At 67.6% G+C, this 13,342-nt stretch carries 12 protein-coding genes; 3 read left to right on the forward strand and 9 right to left on the reverse strand.

From position 1 onward, the window contains the following. Positions 1–89: 89 nt before the first annotated feature. The 4 genes from ACMX2H_RS14180 to ACMX2H_RS14195 are packed head-to-tail and all read right to left on the reverse strand — an operon-like array spanning position 90 to position 3,201. Positions 90–941 carry a 5-oxoprolinase subunit C family protein gene (locus ACMX2H_RS14180; protein WP_414961239.1) on the reverse strand — a complete coding sequence of 284 codons (852 nt, stop codon included), beginning with the start codon at positions 939–941 and terminating at the stop codon, positions 90–92. 2 nt (positions 942–943) lie between these two features. After that, complete coding sequence (locus ACMX2H_RS14185; RefSeq protein ID WP_414961241.1) at positions 944–1,561, reverse strand: 5-oxoprolinase subunit B family protein; 618 nt, start codon at positions 1,559–1,561, stop codon at positions 944–946. A 1-nt stretch (position 1,562) separates the two neighbouring features. Next, positions 1,563–2,324, reverse strand: a complete 762-nt coding sequence (locus tag ACMX2H_RS14190) for a LamB/YcsF family protein (RefSeq protein ID WP_414961243.1) — start codon at positions 2,322–2,324, stop codon at positions 1,563–1,565. Further along, positions 2,311–3,201 carry a hypothetical protein gene (locus tag ACMX2H_RS14195; protein WP_414961245.1) on the reverse strand — a complete coding sequence of 297 codons (891 nt, stop codon included), beginning with the start codon at positions 3,199–3,201 and terminating at the stop codon, positions 2,311–2,313. Before ACMX2H_RS14195 ends, ACMX2H_RS14190 begins: the two co-directional genes overlap by 14 nt. Positions 3,202–3,378: 177 nt before the next feature. Between ACMX2H_RS14195 and ACMX2H_RS14200 the strand changes: the two genes are divergently transcribed. After that, the gene (locus tag ACMX2H_RS14200; protein ID WP_414961247.1) at positions 3,379–3,630 is read left to right on the forward strand and encodes a DUF6458 family protein; all 252 of its coding nucleotides are present in this window, start codon (positions 3,379–3,381) and stop codon (positions 3,628–3,630) included. 79 nt (positions 3,631–3,709) lie between these two features. Here ACMX2H_RS14200 and ACMX2H_RS14205 read toward each other — a convergent pair whose 3' ends face one another. Together ACMX2H_RS14205 and ACMX2H_RS14210 are read right to left on the reverse strand one after the other, a co-directional pair. Continuing rightward, complete coding sequence (locus tag ACMX2H_RS14205) at positions 3,710–4,108, reverse strand: hypothetical protein (protein ID WP_414961249.1); 399 nt, start codon at positions 4,106–4,108, stop codon at positions 3,710–3,712. 116 nt (positions 4,109–4,224) lie between these two features. Next, entirely contained in the window at positions 4,225–4,455 is a 231-nt protein-coding gene (locus tag ACMX2H_RS14210) for a hypothetical protein (protein WP_414961251.1), read from the reverse strand. Positions 4,456–4,731: 276 nt separating this feature from the next. Here ACMX2H_RS14210 and ACMX2H_RS14215 point away from each other — a divergent pair, with 276 nt between their 5' ends. Beyond that, positions 4,732–5,262 carry a hypothetical protein gene (locus tag ACMX2H_RS14215; protein WP_414961253.1) on the forward strand — a complete coding sequence of 177 codons (531 nt, stop codon included), beginning with the start codon at positions 4,732–4,734 and terminating at the stop codon, positions 5,260–5,262. A 245-nt stretch (positions 5,263–5,507) separates the two neighbouring features. Here the strand turns inward: ACMX2H_RS14215 and ACMX2H_RS14220 are convergent, their stop codons facing one another. Next, positions 5,508–8,957, reverse strand: a complete 3,450-nt coding sequence (locus tag ACMX2H_RS14220) for a bifunctional proline dehydrogenase/L-glutamate gamma-semialdehyde dehydrogenase (RefSeq protein ID WP_414961254.1) — start codon at positions 8,955–8,957, stop codon at positions 5,508–5,510. A 154-nt stretch (positions 8,958–9,111) separates the two neighbouring features. On the opposite strand from ACMX2H_RS14220, the gene ACMX2H_RS14225 reads away from it, so the two are divergent. Then, a complete protein-coding gene (locus ACMX2H_RS14225; RefSeq protein WP_414961256.1) occupies positions 9,112–10,020 on the forward strand; it encodes a LysR family transcriptional regulator in 909 nt (302 codons plus the stop codon). Between the two features lie 211 nt (positions 10,021–10,231). On the opposite strand, the gene ACMX2H_RS14230 is transcribed toward ACMX2H_RS14225, so the two are convergent. After that, the gene (locus ACMX2H_RS14230) at positions 10,232–11,677 is read right to left on the reverse strand and encodes a glycosyltransferase family 2 protein (RefSeq protein ID WP_414961257.1); all 1,446 of its coding nucleotides are present in this window, start codon (positions 11,675–11,677) and stop codon (positions 10,232–10,234) included. Between the two features lie 124 nt (positions 11,678–11,801). After that, positions 11,802–13,342 (reverse strand): (Fe-S)-binding protein (locus tag ACMX2H_RS14235; protein ID WP_414961259.1); only part of this gene is annotated, 1,541 nt, incomplete at its 5' end.

A 13,342-nucleotide genomic window follows, 5' to 3' on the forward strand; every position in this document is an offset into this window, starting at 1 on the left:
TGAGCGGTCTGCTCCCCCTCGAACGGGAGCAGACGATCCAACGGGAGCGAACGGTCCAAACGGGAGCGCCTCGCAAACGGCTGTGCTGCTCAGCCGGCCCAGTGGAAGCGGATGCGCTGGCCGGGCCGGGCTTGGGCAAGCAGCGGCAGGTCCGCCGGCGCCACCACGGCCGGCACCGGATAGCCGCCGGTAAGCGGATGGTCGGCCAGAAACACGGTGGGCAACCCCGACGGCGGAACCTGCACCGCGCCGGTGACCATGCCCTCGCTGGGCAGTTCGCGTTCGACCACCCGCTGCAAGGGCCGCCCCAGCAGCCGCAACCCCACGCGATTGCTGTCAGCACTCACCGACCAGTCGCCCAGCGCCAATCGTTGCCGGGTGTCCGCGGCGAACCAATCCAGCCGCGGTCCGGGCTGCAACCGCACCGCCACGGTGCCGGCGGGCGGATGCGGAACCGGCAGCCACGGGGCCTCGCTGGCTGGCACGGCCGGGCCGACCCGCAGCACGTCGCCGTCCTGCAATCGTGCCGGCCCCATGCCGGAAAGCACGTCGGTAGCGGCCGACCCCATCAGCGGCTCCGCCATGATGCCTCCGGCAACTGCCAGGTAGTACCGCAGCCCGGAGGTGGCCACGCCGATCTCCAGCCGCTGGCCAGCCTCAACCCGGAACGGGCGGTAGCGCTCTTTGCCACGCCCGGAGACCGCCAGCTCGCCGACGGCGCCCGTCAGCGCAACCACCGCGTCGTCGTCAAACTCCAGAACCGCCCCGCCCAACAGCAATTCCAGACCGGCGGCGGATTCTGTGTTGCCCACCAACCGGTTGGCCGCCCGCAGCGCCCGGGTGTCCAGTGCACCGGACGGGCTCACTCCGACGGAGGCATGGCCGGGCCGGCCGAGGTCCTGCACCAGCAGTTCCGGTCCCGTCTTGAGCACCGTCAGCATGACTACACCGCCCTAAACCGGACGCGTGTTCCCGGCGTTATCAGTGCCGGCTGCTCCCGCGCCGGGTCCCAGAGCCGTGCATCGGTCCTGCCGATCAGCTGCCAGCCGCCCGGCGACTCCGACGGGTAGACGCCGCTGAACTCCCCGGCCAGGCCCACGGATCCGGCGGGCACCCGGGTCCGCGGTTCGGCCAGCCGCGGCACCTGCAGCGGATTCTCCGGCGCCACCAGGTAGGCGAAGCCGGGCGCGAAGCCGGTGAACGCGGCAGTCCATTCGCACTGCTGATGCTGCCGGACCACGTCGGCCTCGCTCATGCCCAGCAGCCGCGCTACCTCCGGCAGGTCCTCGCCGGAGTAGTCCACCTCCAGCGTGACGATGTCCCCGGGGCCTTCCGCGGTGCCGGCTTCGGCGTCGTGCGGTGCCGTGTCTTCCAGCCATTGGCGGACGACGGCGCTGCTCGCCGGGGCGGCGAACGTCACCAAAATGGTGCGGGCAGCAGGAACCAGTTCCGTGACCCCGGGCGGCAGCGAGGCCGAGAGCGCGCCGTAGTGCGCCAAAACGTCGTCGAGGGTGCTGAATTCGGCCAGCAGCGCGCTTTCGCCGAAAGGCAGGACCTGCACCTTACCGCCCGGAGGCCCGGGCGGCGTCGGTGAACGGACGGAGGCTGATTCCCGCCGCAGCCAGCCGCTGCCGGACCAGCCGTGCCATCGCCACCGCGCCGGGGGTATCGCCGTGCACGCAGAGCGAATCAGCCGCACCCTGCAGGGCGAATTCCACCGCGCGGTCGGCTATCTGCTCCAGGTCCTCCAGCAGGTCGCCCGGCTCGCCGCGCGGAATCAACGTGCCGTCGCCGCGATAGCCGCGGTCCACAAAGGCCTCCCGGAATACCGGCAGCCCGGCACCGGCGGCCAGCTCAAGCACCGCGGAACCGGGCAGACCCAGGATGGGAAGCTGCGGATCGAAAGTGCCGACGGCCTCCACCACCGCCGCTGCCTGGGTTCGGTCGTGGACTATCCGGTTGTAGAGCGCGCCGTGCGGCTTCACGTAGGCAATGGGCGTTCCGGCGCTCCGGGCAATCCGATCGAGGGCAGCCAGTTGGGACGTCACGTCCGCCACCAACTCGGCCGGCGGAACATCCATGGACCGCCGGCCAAACCCGGCCCGGTCCTGATACGAAACATGCGCGCCCACCGCCACCCTGTTCTCGGCGGCGCGGCGGCAGCTGGCCAGCATGGTCTCGTCGTCGCCGGCATGGTAGCCGCAGGCGATGTTGGCACTGGTGATCAGCGGAAACATCGCAGCGTCGTCGCCCATTAGCCGGCCGTCGACCGATTCGCCGAGGTCGCTGTTCAGGTCGATGCCGGGCCGGTCACTCGCCGTCATGATCCGCGGACTCTGTGATAGCTTTCTGGCCCTTGCGCTTGATCACGGGCAGCTTCTCCAGCATTTTGGCGGTCAACCGCCCGGGCGCGGCCGGGAGTGTCCCCAGCCGGTACCGGTTTTCCACCAGGTCCTCCACCAGGGACATCGGCAGGACCAGCGGCGGTTGTCCAAAGGCCGCCCGGGTGGCGGCAACAACACGCCGTCCCATCACATGGTTGCCTACACCACCCACCGCGGCGCCAATGCCGAACGGAATGACCCGGCCCAACATTGCCGCACCCTGCTTGGCCACCACTTTGGCCAAGAAGCGCTTCTTCAGGCTGTCCACCAGTGAACTGACCATCCCGGTGGACATGGTGCTGCCCACGGCGCTTCCCCAGGCGCGGGCCGGATTCCCGCCGCGGCCGCCGGCCTGCCCGGCGAACTCCTTGATCAACGAACGGCCCTCTTCGCCCATCAGGATGGCCATCACCATCGCCTGCGAGCGCTCCGGGTTTTCAGTGTCAATGCCGTGCAGTTCAGCGATGGACTGGGCAAAGAGCGCCGTGGATTCCAGAAAGCCGACAGTTGCCACCGCGGAAAGACCCAGTGAGGCCACCGCGGTTATTCCGGGAACGACGGCGGTGGCACCTACCGCCGCGCCGCCTGAGCTCACGGTTGTCAGATAGTGCTTTTCCAGCGTCGCCGCCAGGTCCGCCGGGGTGGCGTCCGGGTACTTACGCCGCAGCCGATCCAGATTTGCCAGCACCAGCGGCCGCTGGACGTCCAAAGCCTTCATGAAAGCTGTTGTTGTGCCGGGCTTCAGATTGCCCTGCTTATCGAACGCCGCATCCGTAGCCACCCGCATGGCTGGATTGATCTTCCGTCCTTTGGCCACAAAACCTCCTGGAACTCTCAGCACCGCGATGGTGTTCCGGCCTTAAGCCTAAATCACAGCTTCCGGGACGATTCCGGAAACAACAAGTATGCTGACAATTGCACCATGTACTTCCTCACCGACGGTCGGCAGCGACACTTGCTCGCCGACCGCCCAATGTCAAAGGAGTTACTGGCTATGAGAATTGGATCATCAATTGCGTTGATCGCCATTGGCGCGATCCTTGCCTTCGCTGTTGCTGACGTAGTGGATTTCGTCGACCTGACCCTGATCGGGTGGATCCTGATGGGTGTCGGCGCACTGGGCCTGATCATCTCGATCGTCATGGCCATCCCACGCAACGACCACCGCGTGACTGAGACTCGCCAGGTGCAGGACCCCAACACCGGCGAAACCATCCGTCGCGACGAAACCCGCGGCAGCCTGTAGGCCCGGCCTCAGGCGCCAAGCCTTTGCTGCCGCCGGAATGGGGTTCACTCCGGGACTGACGCTTCGGCTCCGTGAAGTTTCAGCGCGGCTTCTTGCTCCCCAACGCCACCAGCGACAGCACAATGCCCGCCCCGCAAACCAGCGTGGCGAGGTAAGCCAAGGCCGGCGTGCCGCTCGCCGCGCCCAGGGTCAGGCTGAGCGGTAGCCAGAGCACAGCCCAGCCGAGCACGCCGAACAACGGCGCATAGCGTTCGCCCCGAGCCGTCCACCGGTACGCAAAAATCGCCAGCACCACGACGGCGAGCGCACCGCCCAGGGAGATCGTGGCAAGCGCCCAGCCCGCGTCCGGCTCGTCCGGCGGCCCGCTGGGCTGCGCGGTCAGCGCGTCCACGGCCATCACTATGGTCACGCCCGCAATGGCCAGCAGCAGGACGTTGCCTGCCTGGATCACCAGCATGCGGCGCACATCGGGTCTCACGCTGCCTCCTCCTTGCAGGCCCGGCCATAGGACAGTCTGCGTGCTAACGCCTCATCAACTGCAATGCCCCGGCGGAACCTGTCCGCCGGGGCACTGCGTTCGGGCACTGCGCAGTTTTACCAGCGCACTTTCTTCTCCGGCGGGCCCTGCCTGCCGCTGGCATGCTTTGGCTTGTGGCTGTTGCCGATGCTGTGCCATCCGGGCAGGTCGCCGGCTTTCGCGCCCCGCGCGGACGCCAACCTGGCCTGTTGCTCAGCGGTCAGCTTGGCTGCGGCAGCCGGGGATAGGTGGATGTTCGGTGTACTAAGTTCTGCGGGCTTCGGTGCCCGCGGATCGATATCAGTCATGGCTCTCCTTCGGTAATCTCGTCGAGCCTGCTGGAGACTTTTCCGCCGGATCAGCGCTCACGGCGAAGACGCCAAAAGAACCGGATCGGATCCGGAAAGCGGGGTGGATTCAGGGAACCACTCGCGAGGTAGAGCCTCAGCAAGCCTTGTTTCGGTTGTCGGTTTTGACCGGTCCAGGACCTAGTTACTCGAAAATCAGAATTCCCATGGCGCACAGCCTAACAGCGTTGCCCGGCATCCGGTAGATTCACAGAAAGGACGGCGACAAGGGGGACCATGTCCGCATCACCATCACAGTTCGACCAGCGGTACGACACGATCTACCAGCGCGGCGGTGACGCCCCGGAGACCGCGCGAAGCGTCGGCCTGACTGCCTCCGGCCCGTCAGCCGACGCGACCGTCGCGGCACCGAACGCCGACAATGCCCGACGCGCCGTCCCCGCGCCAGCGGCGGAGCTCGCGGGCGACAGCGTCGCGCAGTCGACCGGGATTGCCGAGGTCATCCCGCCGGACGCGGCACCACAGGCCCGGGCGGAGGGCGCTCCCGCTGCGCGCCGCAAAATCAATCCCTACCTGCTGGCGCTTTGGGTGCTGGGATTAGGGCTCACCGCTTTTGGCGCGTGGGGATCGGTGGCGCCGTATGTTGTCGATATGAATCTCATGGGTGCCCAGGGCGCTATGGACAACGGGTTCCCTTGGTTCATTATGGTCTCGACTTTGGCGCCGAATGTCGTGTTCGCCGGTCTGGTCATCATTGCCGGCACGCTCACGTTGCATGCGGTCGGCTGGATGCGGCGGCACGGCTGAGAAGTTGCGGCCGCCGTCCACCCAGAGCGTTCGCAGACGAGCCAGTGCCTACGCCATCCACTATTGAGCAGGCGCCCTTCTCAGACTTGAAAAGGGCGCCTGCTCAATAGTCGGCCGGTTGGGATGGCCCGCGCGGCGGGTCGGGAGGCAGCTCCCCGAGGGACGGGCCAGCGGTTCGGTCCGGGGGGACGGTCCCGCCCGGGTCACACTCCCCTGAAGGGACCCGGACGGGGTTGCCGAAGCGGCTAGATCAGGCTGTCGGACAGGTGGTTGGGTGTGCCGAAGCGGTGTGCGGTGATGCTGACCGCCTGCTCGTGGAGGAAGGGGAGCATTTCCAACCGACCGGCCTCGGTCACGTCGTGGGCATAGACCGCCACATCCGGCCGCCCACCGGTGGCAACGGCGAGGGCCTTGGCGTCCCCGCCAATCAGGCGGATCCGCCCGGCACCGAGCCGAGGCACCCGAGCCAGCCAGGCGTCGTCGTCCTCCACCGTCACGGCAACGCCCAGCTCCGTAGCCACCGCCTGCAATGCCGCAGGAAGTGCGACGGCGCTGGAGACCGCCACATCGGAGCCTGCCAGCACACCGGCCGCGAGCACGCGGACCAGTTTGACCAGCGGTTCACCTTCGGACAGCCGGACCGTCACCGGAACCGGCAGGTAGCGGAACACATTGCGCTCCGCAGTCAGCCCGGAAATGTCCCGGGCCACGCCGAACTCGTCGGCCCAGGCCGCGGCATCGGAACGCAGCGAACGTTCCAGTCCGCTCAATTCCTCCGCGGACAGCGCCCGCCCGGCACGGCGGGCGGCGTCCAGCAGCTTGGCCGATGCGCCGTGCACCTCCGCCGCGGCCGTGGACGGGGTGGCCTCCCACTCGCCCAGCCCCATCAGGTAGTTGGGTCCGCCGGCCTTGGTTCCGGCACCCACCGAGGACTTCTTCCAGCCTCCGAACGGCTGCCGACGCACAATGGCCCCGGTGATGCCGCGGTTCACGTAGAGGTTGCCAGCCTGAATGTTCTGCAGCCAGTAATCCAGCTCCTCGGCATCCAGCGAATGCAGGCCGGAGGTCAGCCCGTATTCAATGTCATTGGTGATGGCCACGGCTTCTTCTAGCGTTTCGGCGGTCATCACACCCAGGATCGGGCCGAAGAACTCGGTCAAGTGGTAGCGGGATCCGCGCGCCACCCCGGTCCGCACGCCCGGGCTCCAGAGCTTGCCGGAATCGTCCAGCTGCTGGGGCTGGATCAGCCAGCTTTCCCCGGCACCCAGCGTGGTCAGTCCGTCCAGCAGCTTGCCTTCGGCCGGCGCGATAATCGGACCCATTTGCGACGTGGGGTCCTCCGGGTAGCCCACCTTCATCGACGTGACGGCGTCCACCAGCTGGTTGCGGAACCGCGGCGAAGTGGCGGCGGATCCCACCAGGATCACCAGCGATGCAGCGGAGCACTTCTGCCCGGCATGGCCGAACGCGGAGTACGCCACATCCTTGGCGGCCAGATCGAAGTCGGCGCTGGGGGTGACGATGATGGCGTTCTTGCCCGAGGTCTCGGCCAGCAGCGGCAGGTCCGGGCGGAAGGAGCGGAACAGTTCGGCGGTCTCATAGGCACCGGTGAGGATCACGCGGTCCACTTCGGGGTGGGAGATCAGCTGTTTGCCCAGCTCGCGCTCGCCCAGCTGCACCATCTGCAGCACGTCGCGCGGCACGCCGGCTTCATCCAGCGCCTCCCACACCGCTTCAACCATGACGGCACCGGTGCGTGCGGCCTGCTTGGCGGGCTTAATCACGACGGCGGAGCCTGCAGCGAGCGCGGCGAGCGCACCTCCGGCGGGGATCGCCGTCGGGAAATTCCACGGCGGGGTCACCACCGTCAGTTTCGCCGGCACAAAGTCCGCGCCGTCCACGGTGTCCAGCTTCCGGGCCAACTCGGCATAGAAATGCGCGAAATCGGCTGCCTCGGAGACTTCCGGGTCGCCTTGGTCCAGCGTCTTGCCCGCCTCGGCGGCCATCACTTCCAGCAGCCGGGCGCGGTTGGCGTTCAGCTTGTCGCCGGCCTTGTGCAGCACCTGCGCGCGCTCGGCCCCGCTCATCGCACCCCAGCTCTTGGACTGCTGCACGGCGTTGGCAATCACCTGTTCCAGCCCTGCCTCGTCCTTGATCTGGGCCGCCGCGACCGTGTCCAGGCCCAATGTCGAGGCCGGCACGCGGGCCAGGATCTCCCGGCCCCAGGCCAAGTTGGCTGGCAGCGACGGATCAGTGTCCGGGATGTTGTCGAAGGAGTCGGCTGGGCGGGCCTGTTCCGGCTTGGCCCGGTCCTGCTGCCGGCCCGGTTCCGGCACTTCGTCGTCGAGCGCCTCCAGCGAAGCGAGGAAGCGCTGCTTTTCGCGTTCGAACAGCCGCTCGTTCTTGCTCAGTTCGAAGACCGCGGACATGAAGTTTTCGCTGCTGGCGCCTTCCTCCAGCCGGCGGATCAGGTAGGCGATCGCCACATCGAACTCGGCGGGATGGACTACGGGTGTGTAGAGCAGCAGCGACCCGACGTCCTTTTTCACGGCTTCGGCCTGGCCCTGCGCCATGCCCAGCAGCATCTCGAAATCGATGCCGGCCTCCACGCCGCGCTGCTTGGCCAGCAGCCAGGCGAACGCGACGTCGAAGAGGTTGTGTCCGGCCACGCCGATCCGCACGTTGCCGATCCGCTCCGGCTGCAGCGCGTAATTGATCACGCGCTTGTAGTTGGTGTCCGAGTCCTGCTTGGTTTCCCAGGTGGCCAACGGCCAGCCGTGCAAGGACGCTTCCACCTGCTCCATCGGCAGGTTGGCGCCCTTGACTACCCGCACCTTGATGGCGGCGCCACCGCGGGAACGGCGGGCGGCAGCCCATTCCTGCAGCCGGATCATGGCGCGGAGCGCGTCCGGCAAGTAGGCCTGCAGCACAATGCCGGCCTCCAGGTGCTCAAACTCGGGCTGGTCCAGGATCTTGGTGAAGACCGCCATGGTCATCTCCAGGTCTTTGTACTCCTCCATGTCCAGGTTGATGAACTTGCGCTTGGGAGAGTTGACGGCCTGCCGGTAGAGCGGGGTGAGGCTTTCGACGACGTGCTCCACCGCCTCGTCGAACGCCCAGTGCGAGTGCGGGGCCACCGTGGAGGAGACCTTGATTGAGACGTAGTCCACGTCGTCGCGGGCCAACAGCTGCTTGGTGCCTTCCAGCCGGCGTTCCGCCTCGCGGCTGCCCAGCACCGCCTCGCCGAGCAGGTTGATGTTCAGCCGGACGTCGTCCTGCCGGATCTTGGCGATCGCCGGCCCCAGCTTGGCGTCGGTGGCATCGACGATCAGGTGGCCCACCATCTCGCGCAGCACCTTGCGGGCAGCGGGGATGACCACCTGCGGCAGCACCGGCGCCATCGTGCCGCCCACGCGCACGGCGGCGCGCATGTACCAGGGCAGGAAGGACGGAGCCTTTGGCGCCAGCGTGGCCAAGTTCCGGGCGGCGACCCTCAGGTCCTCGGGCCGGATCACGCCGTCAACAAATCCGACGGTGAATTCCAAGCCATGGGGGTCGTTCAGCACGCCGGCCAGCTGCTCGGCCGCGGCGTCGGCGGGAATCTTCTCTGCGTCCGTCAGCCAGTGCCGGACCAGTTTGATGGTGTCGGCGGCAAGGTCGGCTACCTGGGTATCGACAAATCTTGTGGTCTGCATCGGTGCCTCCTTGAGGACGTCGGTCACGGCAGCATCAGTCCTTTCAACGTAATTGCATTGCCTGTTGAGGACCAGTATGGAACTAGACTCTGTGAAGAAAAAGCGATCTTTTCCGACTGGTAATCATCGGCTTTTGTGATGAATGGAGCGGGCCATGCTGGATGTGCGAAGACTGCGGCTGCTGCGGGAGGTCAAAGTGCGCGGCACCTTGGCCGAAGTGGCCAGCGCACTGAATCTAAGCCCGTCCTCGGTATCCCAACAGCTGACGCTGCTGGAGAAGGAAGCCGGGGTGGAGCTGCTGCGCAAGGCCGGCCGCCGGGTGCAGCTCACGCCGCAGGCGGAGATCCTGGTGGCCCATACGGAGTCGCTGCTGTCCCGGCTCGAGCAGGCCGAAACGGACCTCGCCGCGTCGCTGACCACGGTGACCGGGAGCGTCCGGCTGGCGGTCTTCCAGTCCGCGGCTCTGGCGCTGCTGCCGGATGCGCTGACCAGCATGCGGCAGCGCTTCCCGGAGGTGCGGATTGAAATGGTCCAGCGGGAACCGGAAACCGCGCTGTACGAGACGTGGGCGCGCGACTTCGACCTGGTCGTCGCCGAGCAGTATCCCGGCCACGCGGCACCGCACCACCCCGACCTGGACCGCAAGAGACTGACCACCGACGCCATCCGGCTCGCCGTCCCGCCGGCTGGCCTGGCCGGCGGGGAGGCCAGATCGCTTGAAGATGCCAGCGGCCTGCCCTGGGTGATGGAGCCGCGCGGGGCGGCCTCCCGGCACTGGGCCGAGCAAGCCTGCCGCCAGGCCGGCTTTGAACCCGACGTCCGCTATGAAACAGCCGATTTGCAGGCCCAGATCCGGCTGATCGAATCCGGCAATGCGGTGGCGTTCCTGCCAGACTTGGTGTGGAGCGGCCGGGGCACCAGCTGCCGGATGCTGGACCTGCCGGATGATCCCCGTCGGACCGTCTTCACCTCCGCCCGCCGGGCCTCCGCCAACCGGCCCGCCATTCTTGCGCTGCGCGAAGTCCTGGAAGAAACCGCCCGGATAGTCAGCGCGCGGCAATAGCCTCCGGTCGTCAGGTCTCTACTCGGCGCTGGCGCGCCTCCATCGACCACCGAAAACCCCGGTGGTCGACCAAGCGAGCGCCATTAACCCCGGTGGTCGACCAAGCGAGCGCCAGCGAGCGCGCGGAGGCCCCTCGCGGGTCTCTACTCGGCGCTGGCGCGCCTCCTTCGACCACCGGGTGCGAGCGCGCCTCCGTCGACCACCGCTCAGGTCAGCGGCGTTGGTCCAGGCTGAGGTTGCCGTGGACTGTGGCGTAGACACGCAGACCTCCGGACTGCACCGGCAGCCCCTCCCCCGGCGCCAGGATCCGCCGCGGCGGCCCTTCCATGCCGCCCAGCCCCAGCTGCACAAACAGGTCCACCAGCACATTGCCCAGTCCGGCCAGATCCGTCCGCGGCAGTACGGCACGGTACTCGCCGGCGTCGCGCTTGACGTCGAAGGTCCGAGCTTCAGGTGTGCCCCGCCCGCGCGCGACCACGCGGACGGAATCGAACTCGGTTGCCGGTTCAAAGCGCAGGCCGAACGCCACCGACTCGTCGTCCAGCTGCGGCAGCAGGGCGCGTGCTGTCGGTTTCAGGGCCTCTTCGGTGTCCGCCAGCTTCAGCAGGCCTTCAGTATCCCGGGCGCGAACCAGCTGCGAGCGCTGCCGGAACGGAAAGCCCAGCTGCGCCTCCAGCCGCTCCGGGATGTACTGGTCCACGAAGCCCGCATGGGCTTCGACCCAGCGCTTCCGGATGGCGGCGGGCATCTGACGGAAGCGGGAGGGAACGTAAGCGCGGAGAAGCTTGCGCCGGTACAGATCCAGCACCAGCAGTTCGGCCTCCTCGGCGTCATCATGGTTCTCGGTGATGATCCGGGCGATCTCGGACACCGAGCCCGTGTAGCTTTCCGGTGCGGCCTTCTGTGCGCTGATATTCGTCCCGTCTTGCCGGGTACGGATGAAGTAGTAGTCGTAGTCGGCCGCAATCGCATTCCGCCGCGAGGCCAGATAGCAGCGGGTCAGCAGCATGCCGTCTTCCAGCCGGACCTTGCCCTCCGGGAAGCGGAAGCCGTGGGTGTCCAGCAGTTCCCGCCGGATCAGCTTCTGCGGCGAGAGCGTAGCCAGGATTTTCCGCACCGGAACGTCTGGGACGGTCTCGGTAAAAAGCGAGGACTGGACCCGCCGGCCGCCGATCCCCACCATCTTGGGCGCCAGCACATCCACCTGGTGCCGGTCGGCGAAGGCCACCATGCGGCGGAGCGCCTCGGCGCCGAGTTTGTCGTCGGCGTCGCAGAAGAAAACGTAATCGGACGTGCCGGCGTTGATGCCCACATTGCGCGGTTTGCCCGGCCAGCCGCTGTTCTGCTGATGAATTACGCGCCAGTTGGGATGCCTCTGCGCGTACTCATCCAGCAGCTTGCGGCCCTCATCGGTAGATCCGTCGTCCACGGCCACCACCTCGAACAACGCGGGGTCCATATCCTGCGCGGCCAGCGAATCCAGCAGCTCCTTCAGGTACGGCATCGCATTGAACACCGGGATGACCACGGACACGCGGGCCGTCTGGGCACTGGCCGTCGGCCCGGAGTCACTCTCCCGCACACGGAACTGGCCCGCCCGCGCCGCGTACCTCTTCAGCTGCCGCTGGGCCCCCGCTAGCTTGTCCTTGATGGCCACGACGTCCCCTTTGATCGCTTGCCGATACTGCATTCTGCCACGGCCGATGTGGAACCGGGCGGGCAGGAAATCGGCCCCACGATCCTCCGGTGGCTTCCGGCGTTGTCCACTGCTCTCCCCTCCGTCATGTCCCCGGCGTTCCTGGCCCCGGTTCCAGGCCGGCTCGGTCTGGCCCTGAAGCACCATCCAGCAGCTGCGCCAGATGCACCCCGCGCCGGTCTGTGAGATCGGATAGCTGGGTTCTGCAGGAGAAGCCGTCGGCCAGCAGCACGGCATCGGCTCCGGCGGATCTGACAGCCGGCAGCAACTGCGTCTCCGCGACGGCCACCGACACGTCATAGTGGCCACGCTCGACGCCGAAATTGCCGGCCAGTCCGCAGCATCCGCCCAAGCGCTGCACGTTGGCTCCGGCGTCGTGCAGCAGCGCTTCGTCGGTGCCCCAGCCGAGGACGGCCTGGTGGTGGCAATGCGGCTGGGCCACTACCTCCTCCCCTGCTAACGACGGCGGTGTCCATCCTTGGGTGCCCGCCAGCAGTTCCGCAAGGGTGCGGGTGGATTGGGCAACCGGAAGCGCCCGCTCACCGAGCAACTCCAGCGCATCAGAGCGCAGCACGGCAGTGCAGGACGGTTCCAGTCCCAGCACGGGTACGCCGGCAGTAGCGTAAGCGGCGAGCGCCTCAACGGTGCGGCCCAGGATCCTGCGCGCGGTGTCGAGCTGTCCGGTGGAGATCCAGGTCAATCCGCAGCACAACCGATCGTTTGGAACGAGCACCTGGTAGCCGGCTCGCTCCAGCACCCTGACCGCAGCCTGCCCGATCTCGGGCGAGAAGTAGTTGGTAAAGGTATCCGCCCATAACAGCACGGCGCCGTTCGGGGCATCGGGAGCACCGGCGGCCTCGCCCTGCCGGTGCCGTTTCCGGAACCAGTGGTCAAACGTCTGCGGCGCGAACTGCGGAAGTCCGCGCCGTGCATCCACTCCGGCCAGCCGCAGACCGGCGTGCCGCAGGCCCGGGACTTTCAGGAGTCCGTTGGTCAGCTTCGGTGCGAACGAGGCCAGTCTGGCCCAGCGCGGCAACCAGCCGAGCGAGTAGTGCGACGCCGGCCGCAGCCGCCCGCGATAGCTCTGGTACAAAACCTCTGCCTTGTAGGAAGCCATGTCGATTCCGGTCGGGCAATCGGAGAGGCAGCCCTTGCAGGACAGGCACAGGTCCAGCGCCTCATGCACGGCCGGCGAGCGCCAGTCCGGCGCCGCATCGGCAGGACCGCCGCTGCCGCCACCGCCCGCGCCGGGCGGGCCGCCACCGTCATACTCCGCGCCGTCGCCAAGCGGGGCACCGCCGTCGTCGCGTCGGATGCCGCCATCCCCAGGCCGGGCACCGCCGTCGTCGTCATGACCGCCCGAGGCACGCAGGATCATTTCCTGAAGCGCGCGGGCGCGGCCGCGGGTCGAGTCCTTCTCCTCCTTGGTGGCCATGTAGGACGGGCACATCACCATGCCCGGCCGGGTCGGCGCGTCCGTGCGGCACTGGGCGATCCCGGTGCAGCGGTGGATCGCCCGGCTGAAGTCACCGCCGTCGCGCTGGTAGGAAAAACCCAGCGGGATGCGGACCGGCTTGACCGCGGCGGTGCGGATGTCCGCGTCCAGTGGCCGCGGGTCCACCAGCA

Source organism: Arthrobacter sulfonylureivorans (assembly GCF_047607445.1).
Taxonomy (GTDB): Bacteria; Actinomycetota; Actinomycetes; order Actinomycetales; family Micrococcaceae; genus Crystallibacter; species Crystallibacter sulfonylureivorans_A.

Bases quoted from the DNA above. Each gene is read 5' to 3' on its own strand.
- ACMX2H_RS14180 (WP_414961239.1), bottom strand. From the start codon at position 941: ATGCTGACGGTGCTCAAGACGGGACCGGAACTGCTGGTGCAGGACCTC.
- ACMX2H_RS14190 (WP_414961243.1), bottom strand. From the start codon at position 2,324: ATGACGGCGAGTGACCGGCCCGGCATCGACCTGAACAGCGACCTCGGC.
- ACMX2H_RS14200 (WP_414961247.1), top strand. From the start codon at position 3,379: ATGAGAATTGGATCATCAATTGCGTTGATCGCCATTGGCGCGATCCTT.
- ACMX2H_RS14210 (WP_414961251.1), bottom strand. From the start codon at position 4,455: ATGACTGATATCGATCCGCGGGCACCGAAGCCCGCAGAACTTAGTACA.
- ACMX2H_RS14215 (WP_414961253.1), top strand. From the start codon at position 4,732: ATGTCCGCATCACCATCACAGTTCGACCAGCGGTACGACACGATCTAC.
- ACMX2H_RS14220 (WP_414961254.1), bottom strand. From the start codon at position 8,957: ATGCAGACCACAAGATTTGTCGATACCCAGGTAGCCGACCTTGCCGCC.
- ACMX2H_RS14225 (WP_414961256.1), top strand. From the start codon at position 9,112: ATGCTGGATGTGCGAAGACTGCGGCTGCTGCGGGAGGTCAAAGTGCGC.